General features: G+C 57.2%; 14 protein-coding genes, 3 rRNA genes and 1 riboswitch. Of the genes, 9 read left to right on the top strand and 8 right to left on the bottom strand.

All coding sequences use genetic code 11. The annotated features are described in order from the left end of the window. The first annotated feature begins 57 nt into the window (after positions 1–57). Positions 58–3,909 carry a multifunctional oxoglutarate decarboxylase/oxoglutarate dehydrogenase thiamine pyrophosphate-binding subunit/dihydrolipoyllysine-residue succinyltransferase subunit gene (locus AC061P_RS04715; RefSeq protein ID WP_449648801.1) on the top strand — a complete coding sequence of 1,284 codons (3,852 nt, stop codon included), beginning with the start codon at positions 58–60 and terminating at the stop codon, positions 3,907–3,909. 128 nt (positions 3,910–4,037) lie between these two features. Here the strand turns inward: AC061P_RS04715 and AC061P_RS04710 are convergent, their stop codons facing one another. Both AC061P_RS04710 and AC061P_RS04705 read right to left on the bottom strand, forming a co-directional pair. Beyond that, positions 4,038–4,268, bottom strand: a complete 231-nt coding sequence (locus tag AC061P_RS04710) for a zf-HC2 domain-containing protein (RefSeq protein ID WP_339621957.1) — start codon at positions 4,266–4,268, stop codon at positions 4,038–4,040. Next, entirely contained in the window at positions 4,265–4,891 is a 627-nt protein-coding gene (locus AC061P_RS04705; RefSeq protein WP_449649005.1) for a sigma-70 family RNA polymerase sigma factor, read from the bottom strand. Before AC061P_RS04705 ends, AC061P_RS04710 begins: the two co-directional genes overlap by 4 nt. A 109-nt stretch (positions 4,892–5,000) precedes the next feature. Here AC061P_RS04705 and aroA point away from each other — a divergent pair, with 109 nt between their 5' ends. From aroA to AC061P_RS04670, 7 genes are all read left to right on the top strand, one after another. Next, positions 5,001–6,407 (top strand): 3-phosphoshikimate 1-carboxyvinyltransferase, encoded by a 1,407-nt coding sequence (gene aroA, locus AC061P_RS04700; RefSeq protein WP_480391957.1) that lies wholly within the window; start codon positions 5,001–5,003, stop codon positions 6,405–6,407. Between the two features lie 2 nt (positions 6,408–6,409). Continuing rightward, complete coding sequence (rsgA, locus tag AC061P_RS04695; protein WP_480391956.1) at positions 6,410–7,471, top strand: ribosome small subunit-dependent GTPase A; 1,062 nt, start codon at positions 6,410–6,412, stop codon at positions 7,469–7,471. 2 nt (positions 7,472–7,473) lie between these two features. Beyond that, complete coding sequence (locus tag AC061P_RS04690; protein ID WP_449648798.1) at positions 7,474–8,268, top strand: inositol monophosphatase family protein; 795 nt, start codon at positions 7,474–7,476, stop codon at positions 8,266–8,268. 93 nt (positions 8,269–8,361) lie between these two features. Then, on the top strand, positions 8,362–8,862 hold the full coding sequence (locus tag AC061P_RS04685) for a septum formation family protein (RefSeq protein WP_480391955.1): 501 nt from the start codon (positions 8,362–8,364) through the stop codon (positions 8,860–8,862). Positions 8,863–9,007: 145 nt separating this feature from the next. Next, the gene (locus tag AC061P_RS04680; RefSeq protein ID WP_449648796.1) at positions 9,008–10,264 is read left to right on the top strand and encodes a bifunctional alpha/beta hydrolase/OsmC family protein; all 1,257 of its coding nucleotides are present in this window, start codon (positions 9,008–9,010) and stop codon (positions 10,262–10,264) included. A 105-nt stretch (positions 10,265–10,369) separates the two neighbouring features. Beyond that, positions 10,370–11,197, top strand: coding sequence for a siderophore-interacting protein (locus AC061P_RS04675; RefSeq protein WP_449648795.1), 828 nt, complete (start codon positions 10,370–10,372; stop codon positions 11,195–11,197). 121 nt (positions 11,198–11,318) lie between these two features. Continuing rightward, positions 11,319–11,414: riboswitch (glycine riboswitch) on the top strand. Between the two features lie 147 nt (positions 11,415–11,561). Beyond that, positions 11,562–13,016, top strand: a complete 1,455-nt coding sequence (locus tag AC061P_RS04670; RefSeq protein ID WP_480391954.1) for an L-serine ammonia-lyase — start codon at positions 11,562–11,564, stop codon at positions 13,014–13,016. Here AC061P_RS04670 and AC061P_RS04665 read toward each other — a convergent pair. The 3 genes from AC061P_RS04665 to AC061P_RS04655 form a co-directional block, all read right to left on the bottom strand. Beyond that, positions 13,013–13,762 (bottom strand): pyrimidine reductase family protein, encoded by a 750-nt coding sequence (locus AC061P_RS04665; protein ID WP_449648793.1) that lies wholly within the window; start codon positions 13,760–13,762, stop codon positions 13,013–13,015. The genes AC061P_RS04670 and AC061P_RS04665 overlap by 4 nt on opposite strands. 6 nt (positions 13,763–13,768) lie before the next feature. Beyond that, complete coding sequence (gene folP, locus AC061P_RS04660) at positions 13,769–14,674, bottom strand: dihydropteroate synthase (RefSeq protein ID WP_449648792.1); 906 nt, start codon at positions 14,672–14,674, stop codon at positions 13,769–13,771. Positions 14,675–14,808: 134 nt separating this feature from the next. Then, positions 14,809–15,024 (bottom strand): SCO4848 family membrane protein, encoded by a 216-nt coding sequence (locus tag AC061P_RS04655; protein ID WP_449648791.1) that lies wholly within the window; start codon positions 15,022–15,024, stop codon positions 14,809–14,811. 74 nt (positions 15,025–15,098) lie between these two features. Here AC061P_RS04655 and AC061P_RS04650 point away from each other — a divergent pair, with 74 nt between their 5' ends. Continuing rightward, positions 15,099–15,764, top strand: coding sequence for an IMPACT family protein (locus tag AC061P_RS04650; RefSeq protein ID WP_449648790.1), 666 nt, complete (start codon positions 15,099–15,101; stop codon positions 15,762–15,764). Positions 15,765–15,920: 156 nt separating this feature from the next. Here the strand turns inward: AC061P_RS04650 and rrf are convergent. The 3 genes from rrf to AC061P_RS04635 form a co-directional block, all read right to left on the bottom strand. Then, positions 15,921–16,037, bottom strand: a 5S ribosomal RNA gene (gene rrf / locus AC061P_RS04645). A 179-nt stretch (positions 16,038–16,216) separates the two neighbouring features. Then, positions 16,217–19,333, bottom strand: a 23S ribosomal RNA gene (locus AC061P_RS04640). 509 nt (positions 19,334–19,842) lie between these two features. Then, positions 19,843–21,378: ribosomal RNA gene (locus AC061P_RS04635) — 16S ribosomal RNA — on the bottom strand. Together the 16S, 23S and 5S rRNA genes form the textbook arrangement of a ribosomal RNA operon. Positions 21,379–22,015 lie beyond the last annotated feature (637 nt).

The following is a 22,015-nucleotide window of genomic DNA, read 5'->3' as shown; positions in this document are numbered from 1 at the left end:
GCGTACGGAATGTGCGCCACTTTTTCACACACCAGAACTGAAAGTAGGCGGTTTGACGTGTCAGGCCAAGTAACCGGAATCGCACCAGAAGGTGACTCCTCGGGCGAGTTCGGGGCCAACGAATGGTTGGTCGACGAGATGTACGAAAAGTACCTCGAAGACAAGAATCTTGTGGATGAAGCGTGGTGGCCGTTCCTCGCGAACTATCAACCAGCGGTAGACCCCACGCCGACAGAGGACTCTTCCACCGCGACCGTAGACACTCCAGCCGCTGCACAGGCAGAGTCGCCTCAGGCAGCGAAGGCAGCAGAGCCCTTAACAACCGAGGAGCCAGAGGCCCCCGAGCCGAAGGCTGCTGCGCAAGCTCCTGCCGACGAGAAGCCGTTCGTCGACGAAGCCAATCCGAGCACCGGCAGCCAGCCCGTCGCACGCACGACGTCTGTAGAACCGAAGCCTCAGCCGATTCCGGCCGAAGCGCCGACCACAACGCCGGTCGATACGACCCAGACACCTGCTGCCCCGAAGCCACAAGCCGAGAATGTTGTTGCGCCTCTGCGCGGTGCCGCAAAGGCACTCGCGTCGAACATGGACTCAAGCCTCACTGTCCCGACCGCAACAAGCGTTCGTACGATCCCGGCCAAGCTCATGATCGACAATCGCATTGTCATCAACAACCACCTCAAGCGTGCTCGCGGTGGAAAGGTGTCGTTTACGCACCTCATTGCGTGGGCGATCATCCAGACTCTCAAAGAGTTCCCCAGCCAGAACGTCTACTACGACGAGCCAGAGGGCAAGCCTTCGGTTGTAACCCCGGCTCACATCAACTTGGGTATCGCTATCGATATGCCCAAGCCCGATGGCACTCGCGCGCTCGTTGTTCCCGGCATCAAACAGGCCGAGACAATGGGATTCGGTGAATTCCTTGTTGCATATGAAGATGTCGTTTCGCGTGCCAGAGCCAACAAGCTCACCGGTGCCGACTACATGGGCAACACGATTTCGTTGACGAACCCCGGAGGCATCGGTACTGAACATTCTGTTCCTCGCCTCATGCGCGGTTCGGGAACAATCGTCGGCGCTGGCGCGCTGGAATACCCGGCGGAGTTCCAAGGCGCAAGCCTTCGTACGCTCACCGAGTTGGGTATCGGCAAGACCGTAACGCTGACGAGCACGTATGACCACCGCGTCATCCAGGGCGCCGGTTCTGGTGAGTTCCTTAAGAAGATTCACGAGCGCCTCATTGGCGAAAATCACTTCTATGAAGACATTTTTGCCGCGCTACGCATCCCCTACGACCCCATTCACTGGGCAAATGACATCAGTGTCGACCTCGCGGACAACGTCAATAAGACGTCGCGCGTTCAAGAACTCATCAACTCGTTCCGGGTTCGTGGCCACCTCATGGCAGATACCGATCCGCTCGAGTACCGCCAGCGTTCCCACCCCGACCTCGATATTTCGAGTCACGGCCTGACGTTCTGGGATCTTGATCGTGAATTCGTCACGGGTGGATTCGGCGGCAAGCGTCAGGCTCTGCTGCGCGAGATTCTCGGAATGCTGCGCGACGCATACTGTCGCACTGTCGGTATCGAGTACATGCACATTCAAGACCCTGAGCAGCGTCGCTGGATTCAGGATCACGTCGAGAAGCCGTACACCAAGCCTGGCCACGACGAGCAGATGCGCATCCTCGGCAAGCTCAATGAAGCCGAAGCATTCGAGACGTTCCTTCAGACCAAGTATGTCGGCCAGAAGCGCTTCAGCCTTGAGGGTGGAGAGTCAACAATCGCCCTGCTGGATGCCGTCATTCAGAAGGCAGCAGAAGCAAACCTTGAAGAGGTCGCCATCGGCATGGCGCACCGTGGTCGCCTCAGCGTTCTCACGAACATCGCTGGCAAGACTTACGGTCAGATCTTCCGCGAATTCGAGGGCACTCAAGACCCGCGCACCGTTCAGGGTTCTGGCGATGTGAAGTATCACCTCGGCACCGAGGGAACTTTCACTGCTGCCGATGGCCGACAGATCCCTGTCTACCTTGCGGCTAACCCTTCACACCTTGAGGCCGTCGATGGCGTTCTTGAGGGCATCGTTCGGGCAAAGCAGGATCGCCGCCCGATTGGGTCCTACGCTGTTCTTCCTGTGATGGTTCACGGTGATGCTGCTATGGCTGGTCAGGGCATTGTCGTTGAGATTCTGCAGATGTCTCAATTGCGTGCGTACCGCACCGGCGGAACCATCCACGTGAACATCAACAATCAGGTTGGCTTCACTACCCCTCCCGGCGAGGCACGCACTTCGCAGTATTCCAGCGATGTCGCTAAGACGGTTCAGGCACCGATCTTCCACGTGAACGGCGACGACCCCGAAGCTGTGGTTCGCGTTTCTGAGCTGGCTTTTGCGTACCGTCAGAAGTTCCACCGCGACGTTGTCATTGACCTGATTTGCTACCGCCGCCGTGGCCACAACGAGGGCGATGACCCCTCGATGACGCAGCCGCTGATGTACAACCTGATCGAGGCCAAGCGTTCCGTTCGTACTCTCTATACCGAGGGTCTCGTCGGTCGAGGCGATATCACGCAGGAAGAATACGAAGCCAGCCACCAGGACTTCCAAGATCGTCTTGAGCGCGCATTTGCGGAGACTCACGCGGCACAGACCGGTTCCATGCCGATCCTTACTCAGGATGGAAATGCAACGTCTGATCTAGAGCGTCCAGGCTCGCAGCGCGATGATGCTGTTGGTGAACCCATCACCACCGGTATCGACGAAAGCATCGTTCAGCTCATCGGTGACGCGCACGGCAACCCACCGGCGAACTTCACGGTTCACACCAAGCTGCAGGCTTTGCTGCGCAAGCGCGTCGATATGAGCCGCAAGGGTGCTATCGACTGGGCATTCGCCGAGTTGTTGGCGATTGGTTCAGTGCTGCTGGAAGGCACTCCGGTCCGCATGGCCGGTCAGGATGCTCGCCGCGGCACGTTTGTACAGCGTCACGCCGTTCTCCATGACCGCCAGAATGGTCAAGAGTGGCTTCCTCTGCAGAACCTCTCCGAAAACCAGTCGCGTTTCTGGATCTACGACTCCCTGCTCAGCGAATACGCCGCTTTGGGCTTCGAATATGGCTACTCAGTGGAGCGTGCGGACGCTCTCGTCATGTGGGAAGCCCAGTTCGGTGACTTCGCTAACGGCGCCCAGATCGTGATTGACGAGTTCATCTCCAGCGCCGAACAGAAGTGGGCGCAGCGCTCGAGCGTTGTCATGCTGCTTCCGCACGGTTATGAGGGCCAGGGGCCAGATCATTCGTCTGCCCGCATCGAACGCTACTTGCAGATGTGCGCCGAGAACAACATGATCGTGGCTCGCCCGTCAACACCTGCGTCGTACTTCCACTTGCTACGTCGTCAGGCCTATTCGCGTCCACGCCGCCCGCTAATCGTGTTCACCCCGAAGGCGATGCTTCGTCTGCGCGGTGCAACGAGCGATGTTGCTGACTTCACGAGTGGTCGCTTCGAACCCGTTATCGATGATGTCCGTCTCGAAGACAAGTCGGGCGTCACACGCGTCATCGTGACTTCAGGAAAGACGTACTACGACATCGTTGCCGAGCTCGACAAGCGCGAGATCAAGCACATCGCGGTAGTGCGCATGGAGCAGTTCTACCCGCTGCCCGTTACTGACATGACAGAGGTACTCGCGAAGTACCCGAACGCTGACATCGTGTGGACTCAAGATGAGCCCGAAAACCAGGGTGCTTGGCCGTTCATTAGTTTGGAACTGGCTCGTCACCTCAAATCAGGCGAAATCAAGCTTGCGTCACGTCCAGCTGCCGCCTCGCCGGCAACCGGATCGTCGAAGCGCAGCGCGCTTGAGCAAGCAGAACTGATCGATCACGCGATTACGCAGCCTTAGGGTCGCGGTTACGCCTTAACAGCGAAAGCGGGCGCCTTCTTCGGAGGATGCCCGCTTTCGCTGTTAAAGCGTTACTTCACGAGTACTCACTTATAGATCGCTACAAGTGACGTAAACGATAGAGCGATTTAGGCGTCTGCCAGCTTCGACAGGATCGCGTTACGCAGATCTTCTGGAGCCTTCTCGCGGCATGCCTGCTTGACTTTCAACTTCAGTGCGAGAGCAACGAGATGTTCACTCGAGCATGATTCGCAGTTATCCAGATGATCAGAAACATCTTGGAAATCGGCTTCGTTCAATTCGCGGTCGAGGTATTCCTCGAGCTCCGCTTTCGCTTTCTCGCAACCACAGTCGGTCATTTCGTGCTCCTAGATGATGCGGGCGTGCCGGGGGTGCGGTCACGCGCATAGTCGGCCAGTAGTTCACGCAGCATGCGACGGCCACGGTGCAGTCGGCTCATTACGGTCCCTACGGGGGTTTTCATGATGTCGGCGATCTCTTGATAAGAGAAGCCTTCAACGTCGGCAAAGTAGACAGCGAGTCGGAAATCTTCGGGGATCGACTGAAGAGCATCCTTCACGGCGCTATCGGGCAAGTGATCGATAGCTTCCGCCTCAGCAGAACGCGTGGAGACTGACTGGGTTATCGATTCTGCGCCACCCAGTTGCCAATCTTCCAGCTCATCAATGGTGCCTTGGTAAGGGCTGCGTTGGTTCTTGCGGTAAATATTGATGAACGTGTTGGTTTGGATGCGGTACAGCCAAGCCTTCAGGTTCGTGCCCTGCTGAAACTGCCCGAATGCCTGAAACGCTTTAACAAACGTCTCTTGCACAAGGTCGGCAGCGTCGCTGGGGTTACGGGTCATGCGCATCGCGGCGCCAAAGAGCTGGTCCATATACGGCAGCGCTTGTTCTTCGAATTGCCGTCGTTTGTCCGCCGCTGCGGTGTCGGTATCGCTCTGCTCAACTTCGTCGGTAGTCATCAGCGACAATTCTAGTTCGCTGATCACGGCATCCTGCTGAGTGCTCAGTAATGCAGTCATGCTGGTGCCTCCTCCGTAGTGGGTAAAACGTCGATACTCTTAGTAACTAATGTTCGTATCCAAGTATTCCAACCCAGAGTTCAGCCCCTACGACGACGACTCGGTTCCTGAGACGACGGTGCCCGGCAATTGGCCAGCACCGACGGTTACTCACGCCTTGGCAGAATCGTTGAGCCTCCCTGGCAGCAAGAGCCTGACGAACCGTGAGCTTGTTCTGGCAGCTTTGGCAGATGGCCCGTCGGTGCTGCATTCACCGCTTCACTCTCGTGACAGCGCGCTCATGATTGAGGCGTTACGCGCTCTCGGCGTCGGAATCACCGAAATCCCCACGGGCAACGTCTTTGGTCCGGATCTTGCCATTACCCCAGGCGAGCTCCAAGGTGGAAGCTCGATCGATTGTGGCCTCGCTGGTACCGTTATGCGTTTCTTGCCTCCAGTAGCAGCACTTGCTCTCGGGCCCATCGCCTTTGACGGGGATGAGGCGGCGCGCCGGCGACCCATGCGCACCACAATCGACTCGCTGCGCGCGCTTGGCGTTGATGTGTCCTCCGATGGACGAGGAACTCTTCCCTTCAGCCTCTACGGCATGGGGTCGGTCGCTGGCGGCGAAATTAGCATCGATGCGTCAGCCTCTAGCCAGTTCGTTTCCGGTCTGCTTCTCGCGGCTGCGCGTTTCGATAACGGCCTCACGCTGCGTCACACGGGCGAAAAACTACCAAGCATGCCTCACATCGAGATGACTATCGCCTGCCTAGCGGCGCGCGGTGTGATCGTTGACAGCCCAGAACCCGGGGTGTGGATTGTCCCGGCCGCTCCGATTCGGGCAATCGATGTCGCGCTCGAACCCGATCTTTCAAATGCTGCTCCTTTCTTAGCTGCTGCCGTAGTCGCGGGCGGAACAGTCACGATAGAGGGCTGGCCAGCATCCACGACACAGGTCGGTGCAGACCTCGAGCACCTACTAACGCTCTTCGGCGCTACGGCAACGCGCTCCGATGGTGCACTCACGATCGACGGCGGCGCTGGCATCATCGGCGGCGTCAGCTATCCAGGAATCGACCTCGACTTGAGCACCGGTGGTGAGCTCGCACCCGCAATCGTCGCGTTGGCTGCGCTCGCGTCATCGCCGAGCACGATCACGGGCATCGGTCATCTGCGAGGTCACGAAACAGATCGCCTCGCAGCGCTCAGCGCTGAAATCAACGCCCTCGGCGGAGCCGTAACAGAACTCGATGATGGCCTGCACATTGAGCCGCGCACACTCCATGGCGGAGTGTGGCACAGCTACGAAGACCACCGTATGTCGACCGCCGGCGCAATCATCGGCCTTGCAGTCGAGGGTGTCGAGGTCGAAGGTATCGACGCAACCGCAAAAACTCTGCCGCAATTCCCCGCACTTTGGGCAACGCTCGTTGGCGATGCCCCGCTCACGACCACCAGTCTTGGGTTGCTGTAACGATGAGTTGGCTCAGCGGAGATGACGAAGACGACGACCGCAAATACAGCGAATACGACGAGAGTTCGATTCGCATGCGTCCGAATCCCAAAGCGAACAAGCCGCGAAGCAAAATTCGCCCCGAGCACGCCGACGCCATCGAGGGTCGCGTGTTCAGCGTCGACCGCGGACGCTACGGAATCTGGGTTGCTGAAGGCACCGACGACGAACGCCAAATCATTGCCGCACGTGCCCGCGAACTGGGGCGAAATCAGCAAGGCAAAGTCTCGGTCGTCCCCGGCGACTGGGTCGACCTCGTCGGAGACACGAGCGGAACAGAAGGAACGTTGGCGCGTATCGTTCGCATCCGCGAGCGCAAGACCCTACTTCGCCGCAGTGCAGATGACACGGATGCCGTAGAACGCATCATTGTGGCCAACGCCGACCAGATGCTCATTGTCGTTGCCGCCGCCGACCCTGAGCCGCGACCGCGTCTGGTCGACCGCTATCTGGTGGCGGCTTACGACGCCGGAATTACTCCCATCCTGTGCATCACTAAGACTGACCTGCAAGATCCGGCTGAGTTCTTGGAGAACTTTGCGGGGCTCGAGTTTCGGGTAATCGCGAGCCGGTCAGATGAGGTTCCGCTTGAGGAGCTTCGGCAAATCTTGGATGGCCACACCACGGTGGCTGTCGGTCACTCGGGTGTCGGAAAGTCCACGCTGGTAAATGCGTTGGTTCCTGATGCGAATCGTGCTGTCGGCCACGTGAATGCGGTTACCGGCCGGGGGCGCCACACCTCATCTTCAACGATCTCTTACCGTGTTGGCTCTGGTTGGGTGGTCGATACTCCCGGAGTGCGTTCCTTCGGTTTAGGTCATATCGACCCTGGCAAGATTTTGTCGTCGTTCACCGATTTAGCGGTTCTTGCTGAGGAGTGCCCCCGCGGCTGCACCCATCTTCCGGATGCTCCAGACTGTGCAATCGCCGAAGCGGTGGCCGCTGGCGATCTTGGCGAGGTCGGAAAACTGCGATTGGATTCCTTCCAGCGACTCATCACGACGCTGGGTTCCACTAGCGTGTAGGGGTGACCGAATACACTCTCGCTGACGATCTTTCTCTTGCTCTCGCGCTGGCGGGAGATGCTGACCTCATCTCGCTCGATCGCTTCACGGCGCTCGATCTTGAGATCACCACCAAGCCTGACCGCACACCGGTAACGGATGCCGACAAGGCTGTCGAGCGAAGCATCCGTGCCGGTATTGCTGCTGCGCGCCCGGGAGATTCCATTCTCGGCGAAGAGTACGGTGAGGCAGGCAACTCGAGCCGTCAATGGATTATCGATCCCATCGACGGAACATCAAACTTTCTCCGCGGTGTTCCCATCTGGGGCACCCTGATCTCGCTCGTCATTGATGGCGTGCCTCAGGTCGGAGTCGTCAGCTCGCCCGCTCTCGGCAAACGCTGGTGGGCCGCAACCGGTCATGGTGCTTTTGCTCAGGCACACGATGGAGAGCCAGAACAGATCTTTGTGAGCAAAGTTGCGTCGCTTGAGGCCGCCTCCATTAGCTACAACAGCCTTTCCGGCTGGGATGGCGTTGGTCGACTCGATGCGGTCATCGCTCTAACTCGGGCTACCTGGCGTTCGCGGGCGATTGGCGACATGTGGGCGTATATGCTGCTGGCCGAGGGCGCGTTGGATGTCGTTGGCGAGTTCGATCTCCAGCCGTATGACATGGCTGCGCTGATTCCCATTGTGCTCGAAGCGGGTGGACAGTTCACCTCGATTGAGGGCGAGGCTGGGCCGTGGCATGGGAGCGCTTTGGCGACTAACACACTGCTGCACGATGAAACGCTAGAGCTGTTGCGTTCTTACCAATAGTTCACCCGTTTGGGGTACCTGTGAATACGCTGAGTTGACTAGGCTTAACTTATCCTCGGCATTTTTACATTCTCACGAAAGCGACTGACCCTAATGACGACAGAAAAAATCTGGCGCCGGGCGTTCGTAATCGCAACAGTGGCTACCGCAACGGTAGCCCTCAGCGGTTGCAGCATCCTCACTCTTGTAGCCAATGGATTTTCGGATGCCGTAGATCCCGGCCCCGGCACGACTCAAGATGTTTTCAGCCTCGTCGTTGGGGACTGCGAAGCCGGTGCTCCCGCTGAGGGCGAAGTCTCCCAGACGAAGACAATCGACTGCGCTGAACCTCACGAAGGCGAAATTTACGCGGCTTCGTATCTGGCAGAGGGCGATTTCCCCGGTGACGACGTCATCGCCGCTCAAGCGGAAACCGATTGCCTTGTCGAGTTCGAGTCGTTCATCGGTGTGAATTACGAGGATTCGATGTACGACTACTCCTGGTATTACCCCACTGAGAGAAGCTGGGCTGACGGAGATCGCGAGATTCTTTGCATCGCCTATGACTATGAGGGAAACCAGATCACAGGGTCTCTCGCTGGAGTCGCAAAATAAGACTGCGTGCGAGCGGCTGTCGAAGATCTGTATCTTCGATAGGCGCTCTATTCGTCAAGGGAACAATTGGTGACCGCGATGGTGTTGCAACCAGTAGCCGGATGAGAAACGCTGGTAGTTCCTCGAACACAGGGCGGTAGCAACAATGAAGATCGAATTTCCGGGATCCGACGACACTATGCTCGCTGCCCGACTGGAACTTCCTGAGGGCACACCAGCAGCATTCGCGCTGTTTGCCCACTGCTTCACGTGTTCAAAAGACTCGTTCGCCGCCTCCCGTATTTCGCGAGCGCTCGTTGACTACGGGGTCGCAGTTCTGCGCTTTGACTTCACAGGGCTTGGCGGATCTGACGGTGACTTTGCCAACACAAACTTCACGTCGAACATTGAAGATGTCGTTGCCGCGACTGAGTTTTTGCGAGACAACTACCGCGCGCCATCGTTGTTGATCGGGCACTCGCTCGGCGGCGCTGCCGTTCTCGCTGCCGCCCATCGCATTCCTTCAACTCGCGCGGTGGTGACGATCGGCGCCCCAAGCGACCCTTCGCACATCACAAACCTGTTCGGTGCTGCGAACGCTGAAATCGAGAGTCGCGGCGAAGCCCAGGTTCAGCTTGGCGGGCGTGAGTTTCGCATTCGCAAGCAATTGCTCGACGACATTGCCGCTCAGCCGCAGTCCGCGAGGTTGCGAGATTTGGATGCAGCACTCCTCGTCGTTCACTCCCCCATCGATCAGACGGTGGGCATCGACAACGCACGCGAGATTTTCGAAACTGCTCGGCACCCCAAATCCTTTGTTGCACTCGACGGAGCGGATCACCTGCTCAGCAACCGCGACGATGCGACCTTCGCTGCAAGCATCATCGCGGCCTGGGCTGCTCGCTATGCCTTCGACGGTGCTGAGACCCCGACTTCAGCCGAAGGCCCGATGACCGTCATCGAGCCGAGCGCCGCTGTCACTACCGACGGTCGTTCAGTTATTGTCCGCGAAAGCGGTCCAGCTCGATATGAACAGCGAGTACTCGCATCGGGGCATGAGTTCATCTCTGACGAGCCTGCACCGCTCAGCGAAAACCACGGACCGAGTCCCTACGATTTGATTCTTGCCGGTCTCGGAAGCTGCACGTCGATCACCATCCGCATGTACGCCGATCGCAAGAAGATGCCCTTGACGGGGGTGAGCGTGCGCTTGACTCGCGAGCGACTGGATGCCGCGACCTGCGAGCATTGCACGGCCACCGAGGGAACCGTCGAGCACATTACGCGCGAGCTCACTCTTGACGGCGATCTCAGCGACGAGCAACGTCAGGCGCTTCTCGTGATTGCCGATAAGTGTCCGGTGCATCGCACCTTGGAGGGCGAGATTTCAATCACAACCAGCGTTACCGCGGCGACAGGGTAGCGACCACCTATCGACATCGCCTAGAACTCTCAGCAGTCTCGCTATAGAGTTATTAGGCAACCCTTATTTTAAGATGAAATGAGCCGGCCCTCGCGCCAACCGCCTATGACCATTGAACGCGATTCCGCCAAGCACCCCCTAATCATCCGCCGGGTCACTGTTAGCGCGGTGAGCCACCCCACGCCGACCATCGCTCGCATCACCCTGAGCGGTGACGAACTCGACGGGTTCGTGGCCAGCGGACCTGCCGACCACGTCAAAATCTTCTTTCCTGACCCCTCGACTGGAGAGCTTTCCGCTCCCGTCATGACCGAGTCTGGCATCAGCAAGCCCCAGGGCGGTGTCGTGATTTCCCGCGATTACACGCCTCTCGGTTTCCGCAGCTCAGAGGGTCAGCACGAGCTTGATATTGATTTTGTTGTTCACGGCGATGAAGGTCCCGCTTCCGCTTGGGCCGGCCACGCCCGCATCGGGGATCCTCTCGTGATCGCTGGACCCCGTGGGTCAAAGTTGCTCCCCCGTGGCGCAACGCACGTAATCCTTATCGCTGACGAAACCGCTCTGCCAACCAGCTCGCGGTGGATCGATATGCTTCCCACTTCGGTGCACGTCACTGCGTTGTTTGATGTTGCCGATGAGACCGTCGAGAGCTATTTCAGCCCCGAACAGAAAGCACGCATGTCTGCTGAGTGGTTCTACCGCCGCGACGGGCTCGGCCAACTCGACGCTGCGCTCCGGGCACTCGGAGAGATTGGCGAATCGACCTACATTTTCCTCGCTGGCGAAGCCACAACGCTTGTCCCTTTGCGCCGCTACCTACGCCGAGAACTGGGTCTGCCCAAACAGCAGGTTTCAGCAGATGGCTACTGGCGTCGAGGAGTCACGAATGCTGACCACCATGAACCGCTCGATCCCACCGATCCGGAAGACTAAAAGAGGCACGCACTCGCGCTGCGCATCCTGACTGCTTGCTCAATTGCGCCTCAGCATCCGCCAGATAGCCGGTCGTCGTTCTCGACCGAAGTGTATGCTGATGGCACAAGTGAACAGCCGTCATACCGCTGCGGGAGAGCCCTTCCGATCGTTGGTTGGCGCCGTAGGAGCAAACCCTCTCCGGGAATCTCTCAGGCACCAGTACCGCAGTGGCTAGGCAACTCTGAAAAGTAGTCGGCCCTGTCCGACTCGCCGACGGGGCAACGTAACGCCACAAGCGTGCGGAAACTCTCAGGCCCGATACAGAGCGGAGAGGACTCAACGACGCCCGCACGAAGATGTGTGGTGAAGAAATGGAGTCACCGTGCCAATTCGCAATCTGACGCCCCGAACCGAAGTACCGACACCCTCGCTCGAAGAGGTGCCCCTCAGCAGCTTCGACCTGTTCACGGTCGGCATTGGCCCATCTAGCTCCCACACCGTCGGCCCCATGCGTGCTGCCGCATCATTCGCTGCCGACCTTGCCGAACACGGGATGCTCGACGCTGTCACGTCGCTCCAGGTCCGGCTCTATGGTTCTCTCGCCGCTACCGGTGCTGGTCACGGCACGATGAGCGCTGTGCTCATCGGGTTGGAGGGCAAACTACCCGACCAGGTTCTTCCAGCAGAGATGGAAAAGATTCTCGAACGAATTGAGAGTACGGGCGTCCTGCAGCTTGCGGAGACACACGAAGTTCCGTTCACGGAGGGCGCGATCGCACTCCACCCGCTCACAGTTCTCGACGGACATCCGAACGGTATGCGATTTGCCGCATACGACAAAGATGACATCGCAGTCCTTGAAGCGACCTACTTCTCCATTGGTGGCGGCTTCATCTACCGGGAGGGTGACAACCGCGACGGCAGCTCGTCCACCGGCCCCGCAGCGGTTGCTGATCCCCTACCCTTCCGTACTGCGGCCCAGCTCTTGGCTCACTGCCGGGCTGAGGGCCTGAGCTTCAGCGGCGTGATGCTTCGAAATGAACTCGCGCGCCGCAGTTACGACGAAGTCGCTGCAGGACTCCTTCACATTCGTGACGTCATGGATGAGTGTAAGAACAATAGCCTTGAGCGCACCGGCAACCTTCCCGGCACTCTGAATGTGCGTCGACGGGCACCCGACTGGCACGCTCGTCTCCGCCGCGAAGACCCCGACCGTGACCCCGCTTTCTGGCAAGAGTGGGTCAACTTGGTCGCTCTCGCCGTCAACGAAGAAAACGCTTCTGGTGGTCGCGTCGTCACGGCACCAACAAACGGCGCAGCAGGCATCATCCCCGCGGTGCTGTTTTATGCCACTCACTATGCTCCCGGCATGAGAGACGCTGACCAGGCAACAAAGGATGATGCGACAGTGCGCTTCCTGCTCGCCAGCGCCGCCGTTGGGGTGCTCTATAAGCGCATGGCATCGATCTCGGGTGCTGAAGTTGGATGTCAGGGTGAAGTTGGTTCCGCATCATCAATGGCCGCGGCGGGACTAGCCGAGATCTTGGGCGGAACACCAGAACAGGTAGAAAACGCCGCCGAAATCGCGATGGAACACAATCTTGGTCTGACCTGTGACCCGATCGGTGGTCTTGTACAGATCCCCTGCATCGAGCGAAATGCTATTGCGGCGGCCAAGGCAATCAACGCCGCAAAAATGGCACTGTGGGGCGACGGCACGCATCGGGTTTCACTCGATGAGGTCATTATTACGATGGCTGAAACGGGCAAGGACATGAGTTCTCGCTACAAAGAGACTTCCATGGGCGGTCTCGCTGTCAATGTTGTGGAGTGCTAACGCGCGGCACGCACATAGCGAAGTAGTAGTGCGCCGTCATCGCCACCGAGTGCTTGCGCCAGTGCCATCTCTTGCGGGGCTGCATCGGCAGCGTCCACAATGCGGCGGGCAGAACCGCCTTCGATGCGCGGGCTAATAGTCAGACAGAGTTCGTCGACCACGCCTTGAGCGATCATCGTCGCAAATAGTGTTGGCCCGCCCTCACTATGCAATTGGGGGTAGCCGCGATCGGCAAGGAGATGCTTCAACTCGACAGTATCGACCTCGGTGTCGCCGGCAACGACTACATCGGCGACTTCCTCCAGTGCGGCACGCGCCTGCGGTGACGCGCTCTCCGTTGTGATCACGAATGGACGCACAGCGTAGCCAGCAAGATCCTTGGGCTCAAGCCTCAAGGATGCACTAACGATGGCAAACCGCGGTTGGGCAGCGAGGCCGTTGGCCACTCTCCATTCCGCTGCATCATGGTCTAAGGCCAAATTTCGGTAGCCTTCCTGACGAACGGTTCCCGCACCAACGACAATGACATCGGCAAGCCGTCTCAAGAGTGCGAAGACTCGCGCGTCCGTCGCAGTCCCGAGTGGGCCTGATGTTCCCTCGTGGGTTGCTGCACCATCAATGCTTGAGACAAAGTTGGCCCGTAACCACGGCACCGAACGATCCGCGACCGCATAGCTTGCCAGTAGCTGTTGGTCGCTCAGTTCGCTGCCAGCAGTCAATGCACGAATTTCGGATGCGGCCTCCATCAGGTTCTACCTCTCATTTGCGTCGGACATGTTGTGTTTCAGCTGCGCAGGCTCGCGCAATCCTAAAATGGCTTCAGCGATGCGTATGGCTGCGACGCTCTCTGCCACTTCGTGCACCCGAACCACTCGCGCACCGTTCAATACGCAAGCCACGGCTGCGGCTAGTGAACCTTCGAGGCGCTGAGATTTCGGTTTGTCGAGCACTTCGCCGATGAAGTCTTTATTAGAAAGCGCCACGAGTGTTGGCAGGCCGAGTGCGGTGATGACATCGAGGTGTCGTGTGAGTTCAAGACTATGCAGGGTGTTCTTATTCAGGTCATGTCCTGGGTCGACAAATAGTCGTTCTTCGGAGATGCCCGCGGCAGTGGCGCGCTGCACCCGTTCGGCCAAGAAGTCACGGACTTCCTTGGCGACGTCCTCGTATTGAGGTCGCGCGAATTGGGTCCGCGGCCGCGCGCGCGAGTGCACAAGCACGAGGGATGCATCGCTCTCAGCCACTATGGCGGCGAGGTCGGGGTCGCTCAGGCCAGTGGTGTCATTGATCACGTTGGCACCGGCCGCAATGCTGCGACGCGCAACCTCTGCGTGAAAAGTATCGACGGAGATTACGACATCAGATTGCGCCCGCAGCTCTTCCACTACAGGAACAACACGCGCTGCTTCGTCCTCAACGCTCAGAGGGTCACCTGGCGCAAAGGGAACTCCCCCGATGTCGACCCAGTCAGCTCCCTGCTTCACTGCGAGAATGGCCGCAGCGACGGCATCCTCAAGGGCGAAGTTGGCCCCCGAATCGTAGAAGGAGTCAGGGGTTCGATTGACGATCGCCATCACCGCAACCTGCCGGGAAAAATCGAACGGGCGGTTACCAATGGTGCGACGGGGATGCCGGAGCGGCGGCAGCGCAAAACTCATACTCCCTATACTGGGCGATGATGCTGACAAGCGCATCGAGAGCACCCCCCTGAAGTAGGTTCTTGGTCGCATTCTTCTTTTTTGCGACGACCCGACTATCCGTCAACGACGCAGGAGTGCCGTTGAGAGGGGCCTTAGCCGATGAACAGCAGCGTTCCCGCCACAACGGATGCTGCGGCAATAAGCAACGCGATAGCGAGCAGCACCGCGTGCACCCGGTAGAACGCCGTCGGCTTGCCGGCCGCATCCCGTGCCCGAGAGTCAGCGCTTACGCGTCGGAAGAACTGGGGCCAGGCTACAACGTTGAAGGCAGCACTGACAAAGAGGATGATTGCGGCAAACAGCTCCATGATGATCCCAGCCTACGCGGCCCAGCGGCGATCTCACGTCACGCTGCTGCTCTGACGTGCGCGACAATGGGCTGATGGAGGAGCTCACTTTACGCGGCGGCATCGGCGCTCAAGTCCAGTCGGAGTTCGAGGTCAAACGCTCCCGATTTGTTGGCCGCATTGTGCGCGTTGCTACTGAGGCTGAGGCCCGCGAAGTCATTGAGACAGCCCGCAAGGAGCACTGGGATGCACGCCATCACTGCTCTGCCTTCATACTGGGATCGAGCGCAACTCCTCATCAGGTGCGGCGATCGAACGATGATGGCGAGCCGTCCGGAACGGCTGGCCGCCCAATTCTCGATGTGCTCTCCGGTCGCAATCTGATCGATTGCGTTGCCGTAGTCAGTCGCTATTTCGGCGGAACTCTGTTGGGCACTGGCGGCCTCATCCGGGCCTATTCGGATGCCATAGCACTTGCGGTCGACGACGCTAGGGCGAAGAAAATGCTCGTGCTTCGTGAGCGGCGCGAGCTTTTTCGTTTGACACTTCCCCATTCGGATGCGGGTCGCATTGAGGCGGAACTTCGGCAGAATGACGTTGCCGTTCTCGGCACTGACTATGGAGTCTCTGCTGTGATGACTGTCGCATCAACGATCGATGACGAAGGTGCGTTGGCTGCCATGGTTGCCGGCATCACCTCGGGTCATCACTCGCTCGAGCCTGCTGGAAGTGAATGGATTGACGCGGAACTGCAAGCCTAAGTAACCGAGCGTATGTCGGACCTGCGGTGTCTTCGACGGTCAATCGCTGGCGTGAGCGTCAAACTCGCGGTTTGTTCTGTGGCGGAGTTGCGCTGTTGTTGGGTGGTTAACGCAAAATAGCCACACCCCGAAGGGTGTGGCTATTTTACAATTGAAGTCCGGCGGTGTCCTACTCTCCCACAAGGTCCCCCTTGCAGTACCATCGGCGCAGAGAGTCTTAGCTTCCGGGTTCGGAATGTAACCGGGCGTTTCCCTCTCGCTATGGCCGCCGAAACACTATTGATTTATGTATCAGTCTGGGCCAGTTCACATCACAGAGCTTCCACCTAGGGTGGGGCTCAGCAGTGTGTGCTGGGCGCAGTTCCCGACCGTAAATCGGGAACCACAAAGTGGACGCGAGAATTCTTCTCAGTCACCATTCGACAGTCAAAGACTGCCCAGTGAGGTGGGGTGTTATCAATTTATCGACTTATTAGTACTGGTCAGCTCCACAGGTCGTTAGTCCCTGCTTCCACATCCAGCCTATCAACGCAGTAGTCTAGCTGCGAGTCTCTCGGCCTAAGCCATGGAAATCTCATCTTGAAGCTGGCTTCCCGCTTAGATGCTTTCAGCGGTTATCCATTCCGAACGTAGCTAATCAGCGGTGCTCCTGGCGGAACAACTGACACACCAGAGGTTCGTCCATCCCGGTCCTCTCGTACTAGGGATAGATCTTCTCAAATTTCCTGCGCGCGCAGAGGATAGGGACCGAACTGTCTCACGACGTTCTAAACCCAGCTCGCGTACCGCTTTAATGGGCGAACAGCCCAACCCTTGGGACCTACTCCAGCCCCAGGATGCGACGAGCCGACATCGAGGTGCCAAACCATGCCGTCGATATGGACTCTTGGGCAAGATCAGCCTGTTATCCCCGAGGTACCTTTTATCCGTTGAGCGACAGCGCTTCCACAAGCCACTGCCGGATCACTAGTCCCGACTTTCGTCCCTGCTCGACTTGTCAGTCTCACAGTCAAGCTCCCTTGTGCACTTACACTCGACACCTGATTACCAACCAGGTTGAGGGAACCTTTGGGCGCCTCCGTTACTTTTTGGGAGGCAACCGCCCCAGTTAAACTACCCACCATGCACTGTCCCTGAACCGGATCACGGTTCGAAGTTAGATATCCAATATGACCAGAGTGGTATTTCAACAATGACTCCACCTGAACTAGCGTCCAAGCTTCACAGTCTCCCACCTATCCTACACAGGCCACACCGAACACCAATACAAAGCTATAGTAAAGGTCACGGGGTCTTTCCGTCCTTCTGCGCGTAACGAGCATCTTTACTCGTAGTGCAATTTCGCCGAGTTCGCGGTTGAGACAGCTGGGAAGTCGTTACGCCATTCGTGCAGGTCGGAACTTACCCGACAAGGAATTTCGCTACCTTAGGATGGTTATAGTTACCACCGCCGTTTACTGGGGCTTAAATTCACAGCTTCGCCTTACGACTAACCGTTCCTCTTAACCTTCCAGCACCGGGCAGGCGTCAGTCCGTATACATCGTCTTGCGACTTAGCACGGACCTGTGTTTTTAGTAAACAGTCGCTTCCCACTGGTCTCTGCGGCCCTGCAGCGCTCCCGGAGTAAATCCGTTCACGCCTTAGGCCCCCCTTATCCCGAAGTTACGGGGGCATTTTGCCGAGTTCCTTAACCACGATTCTCTCGATCTCCTTAGTATTCTCTACCTGATCACCTGAGTCGGTTTGGGGTACGGGTAACTTGAACCTCGCGTCGATGCTTTTCTTGGCAGCATAGGATCACTGATTTCGTCTTGACGACTACCCATCGGGTCTCAGGCTTAATGAACGACGGATTTGCCTATCGTTCGCCCTACATCCTTAGACCGGGACAACCATCGCCCGGCTCAGCTACCTTCCTGCGTCACACCTGTTAATACGCTAACCGCACCAGAATAGGGTCGTACGCTAGGCCCCACGCCTCACCCCGAAGGGATTGGTCTAGGGGATTCAGATACTTAGCATTACTGGATTAGTTGGGACGGTTCTTCGTCAGTACGGGAATATCAACCCGTTGTCCATCGACTACGCCTGTCGGCCTCGCCTTAGGTCCCGACTTACCCAGGGCGGATTAGCCTGGCCCTGGAACCCTTGATCATTCGGAGGACGGGTTTCTCGCCCGTCTTTCGCTACTCATGCCTGCATTCTCACTCGTGTAGGCTCCACGGCTGGTTTACACCGCCGCTTCACTGCCCACACGACGCTCTCCTACCACTCCGTACGGCTGAACCACGAAGGCTTACCTATAATACGAAATCTACAACTTCGGTGGTGTGCTTGAGCCCCGTTACATTGTCGGCGCGGAATCACTTGACCAGTGAGCTATTACGCACTCTTTCAAGGGTGGCTGCTTCTAAGCCAACCTCCTGGTTGTCTGTGCAACTCCACATCCTTTCCCACTTAGCACACGCTTGGGGACCTTAGTTGGTAGTCTGGGCTGTTACCCTCTCGACGATGAAGCTTATCCCCCACCGTCTCACTGCTGCGCTCTCACTTACCGGCATTCGGAGTTTGGCTAACGTCAGTAACCTTTTAGGGCCCATCAGCTATCCAGTAGCTCTACCTCCGGCAAGAAACACGCAACGCTGCACCTAAATGCATTTCGGAGAGAACCAGCTATCACGAAGTTTGATTGGCCTTTCACCCCTATCCACAGCTCATCCCCTCCATTTTCAACTGAAGTGGGTTCGGTCCTCCACGTGCTCTTACACACGCTTCAACCTGGCCATGGATAGATCACTTCGCTTCGGGTCTAGAACCAGCGACTATTTCGCCCTATTAAGACTCGCTTTCGCTACGGCTGCCCCACACGGGTTAACCTCGCCACTGATCACTAACTCGCAGGCTCATTCTTCAAAAGGCACGCTGTCACAGCTACTAAGGCTGCTCCAACGGTTTGTAAGCAAACGGTTTCAGGTACTATTTCACTCCCCTCCCGGGGTACTTTTCACCTTTCCCTCACGGTACTTGTCCGCTATCGGTCATCTGGAAGTATTTAGGCTTATCAGGTGGTCCTGACAGATTCACACGGGATTTCTCGGGCCCCGTGCTACTTGGGATACTCTTCGAACCATTGCAACATTTCGACTAAGGGGCTGGCACCCTCTATGGCGTGGCTTTCAATCCACTTCGTCTATATCACTTTGTAATTCTTGCTGTACGGCAGTAACAGCTGAAAAGTCCCACTACCCCGACCATGCAACGCCTGCCGGCTATCACACATGATCGGTTTGGCCTCTTCCGGTTTCGCTCGCCACTACTAACGGAATCACGGTTGTTTTCTCTTCCTGTGGGTACTGAGATGTTTCACTTCCCCACGTTCCCTCTACCCGCCCTATATATTCAGGCGGGAGTCACTGAGTCGTCTTGCAACGCCCAGCGGGGTTTCCCCATTCGGAAATCCTCGGATCACAGCTCTATTATCAGCTCCCCGAGGCTTATCGCAGATTTATACGTCCTTCTTCGGCTCCAGATGCCAAGGCATCCACCGTTTGCTCTTAGAAAATTGATATCACATGAGTATAAGAATCGATCGCGGCACCTAAATGCCGAGATTGACCAATGAACTGCCACACCCAAAGGCATGACAGCAATTGTTATTTCTTGTGATCCGACCTTTCGGTCGAATCTAAGATGCTCGCGTCCACTGTGTAGTTCTCAAAATACGGGCGGTATCCTCCCTCATCCCCCAACCTGCAGGAAACAAGACCAGGATCCATCAGACCCAAAGACACCTTTCGATGTCCCAGGTCCTAAGGTACGAACACGAACCTTTCAGTCCGAGCCCGGTCCCTCAGGACCCAACAACGTGCAAAGACCAGCACCCCCATAAACCCTCGTTCCTACCAACCGAAGTCAGCGTACTGAAGAGAAAATAGTTCCTCTGGCCACAATGTCAATGTTCCACCCATGAGCGCCGTCTACCCCGAACAGGGCAGTACGACTTGGCAACATAATGCGTTTCCTACTAACCCTGTGTATACCGCAGGGACGAAAAAACGCGTTGCACATGCTCCTTAGAAAGGAGGTGATCCAGCCGCACCTTCCGGTACGGCTACCTTGTTACGACTTAGTCCTAATTACCAATCCCACCTTCGACAGCTCCTCCCCTTGCGGGTTAGGCCACTGGCTTCGGGTGTTACCGACTTTCATGACTTGACGGGCGGTGTGTACAAGGCCCGGGAACGTATTCACCGCAGCGTTGCTGATCTGCGATTACTAGCGACTCCGACTTCATGAGGTCGAGTTGCAGACCTCAATCCGAACTGAGACCGACTTTTTGGGATTCGCTCCACCTTGCGGTATTGCAGCCCTTTGTATCGGCCATTGTAGCATGCGTGAAGCCCAAGACATAAGGGGCATGATGATTTGACGTCATCCCCACCTTCCTCCGAGTTGACCCCGGCAGTCTCCTTTGAGTTCCCACCATTACGTGCTGGCAACAAAGAACGAGGGTTGCGCTCGTTGCGGGACTTAACCCAACATCTCACGACACGAGCTGACGACAACCATGCACCACCTGTTTACGAGTGTCCAAAGAGTGAACTATTTCTAGCCCGTTCTCGTATATGTCAAGTCTTGGTAAGGTTCTTCGCGTTGCATCGAATTAATCCGCATGCTCCGCCGCTTGTGCGGGCCCCCGTCAATTCCTTTGAGTTTTAGCCTTGCGGCCGTACTCCCCAGGCGGGGAACTTAATGCGTTAGCTGCGACACAGAAACCGTGGAATGGTCCCTACATCTAGTTCCCAACGTTTACGGCATGGACTACCAGGGTATCTAATCCTGTTCGCTCCCCATGCTTTCGCTCCTCAGCGTCAGTAACGGCCCAGAGATCTGCCTTCGCCATTGGTGTTCCTCCTGATATCTGCGCATTCCACCGCTACACCAGGAATTCCAATCTCCCCTACCGCACTCTAGTCTGCCCGTACCCACTGCAGGCTGGGGGTTGAGCCCCCAGTTTTCACAGCAGACGCGACAAACCGCCTACGAGCTCTTTACGCCCAATAATTCCGGATAACGCTTGCACCCTACGTATTACCGCGGCTGCTGGCACGTAGTTAGCCGGTGCTTTTTCTGCAGGTACCGTCATGATGTGACAAGCACATCGCTTCTTCCCTACTAAAAGAGGTTTACAACCCGAAGGCCGTCGTCCCTCACGCGGCGTTGCTGCATCAGGCTTGCGCCCATTGTGCAATATTCCCCACTGCTGCCTCCCGTAGGAGTCTGGACCGTGTCTCAGTTCCAGTGTGGCCGGTCACCCTCTCAGGCCGGCTACCCGTCGTAGGCTTGGTGAGCCATTACCTCACCAACTACCTGATAGGCCGCGAGTCCATCCTTGACCGAAATTCTTTCCAGCTCCTAGCCATGCGGCTGAAGCTCGTATCCGGTATTAGACGTCGTTTCCAACGCTTATTCCAGAGTCAAGGGCAGGTTACTCACGTGTTACTCACCCGTTCGCCACTAATCCACAGAGCAAGCTCTGCTTCATCGTTCGACTTGCATGTGTTAAGCACGCCGCCAGCGTTCATCCTGAGCCAGGATCAAACTCTCCATAAATGTTTTTTAGCAACCACAAGCAAGCTTGCAGAAGCACATTGTGTGCAAGGACTAACCGGAATAGGTCAGAACCTTGCAAGTTTGAAACTGACAGAACAAATCAATACTGACTTGCTTTGTTGTTTATATCTTTTCCAAAGGAATCCGCTGCACCAGCAATCACGACCCGAAATGGGACGATTTCACTAAGCACAGTCGGGTTTTTGGCATTTGACATTGTGCACGCTGTTGAGTTCTCAAGGATCGGACGCTCCTGACCTCCACCGCACAACGGCTTCACCCCAGGGCTTTCAAACCTGTGTTGGCAACCCCCACATACATGCGGAAGGCAACCTGTCTAACTTACCAGCTTCACCGCGCTTGTCAAACCAACCATCCGGCACCAGAACGGCACCCAACAACTGACCAACACGCGAATAAAGCGGGTTCTCATCCTAAGATCTGACACCGAAACCCACAAGAGGTAAAACGATGTTTGACTCGACCCGAACCATAAAAGATTCCGGAGAATGGTGGTCCCCACTTGAGGCCGGAAACCTAGCAGCAGAACTGCCCGGGACTTCCGCACCTTTGGGGTGACAAGAGGAAACATTACGTGCATTCCTGCCCCCTCACCAACACCAACCACATCCCGGGC

The organism is Rhodoglobus sp. G.S.4 (genome assembly GCF_056619605.1).
This window is presented reverse-complemented; position numbering and strand designations above follow the sequence as displayed.

What these genes read in the sequence shown, in the direction of transcription:
- AC061P_RS04710 (WP_339621957.1), bottom strand. Translation starts at nt 4,268, where the DNA reads ATGACCGACTGTGGTTGCGAGAAAGCGAAAGCGGAGCTCGAGGAATAC.
- AC061P_RS04705 (WP_449649005.1), bottom strand. Translation starts at nt 4,891, where the DNA reads ATGACTACCGACGAAGTTGAGCAGAGCGATACCGACACCGCAGCGGCG.
- aroA (WP_480391957.1), top strand. Translation starts at nt 5,001, where the DNA reads ATGTTCGTATCCAAGTATTCCAACCCAGAGTTCAGCCCCTACGACGAC.
- rsgA (WP_480391956.1), top strand. Translation starts at nt 6,410, where the DNA reads ATGAGTTGGCTCAGCGGAGATGACGAAGACGACGACCGCAAATACAGC.
- AC061P_RS04685 (WP_480391955.1), top strand. Translation starts at nt 8,362, where the DNA reads ATGACGACAGAAAAAATCTGGCGCCGGGCGTTCGTAATCGCAACAGTG.
- AC061P_RS04680 (WP_449648796.1), top strand. Translation starts at nt 9,008, where the DNA reads ATGAAGATCGAATTTCCGGGATCCGACGACACTATGCTCGCTGCCCGA.
- AC061P_RS04675 (WP_449648795.1), top strand. Translation starts at nt 10,370, where the DNA reads ATGACCATTGAACGCGATTCCGCCAAGCACCCCCTAATCATCCGCCGG.
- AC061P_RS04665 (WP_449648793.1), bottom strand. Translation starts at nt 13,762, where the DNA reads ATGGAGGCCGCATCCGAAATTCGTGCATTGACTGCTGGCAGCGAACTG.
- folP (WP_449648792.1), bottom strand. Translation starts at nt 14,674, where the DNA reads ATGAGTTTTGCGCTGCCGCCGCTCCGGCATCCCCGTCGCACCATTGGT.
- AC061P_RS04655 (WP_449648791.1), bottom strand. Translation starts at nt 15,024, where the DNA reads ATGGAGCTGTTTGCCGCAATCATCCTCTTTGTCAGTGCTGCCTTCAAC.
- AC061P_RS04650 (WP_449648790.1), top strand. Translation starts at nt 15,099, where the DNA reads ATGGAGGAGCTCACTTTACGCGGCGGCATCGGCGCTCAAGTCCAGTCG.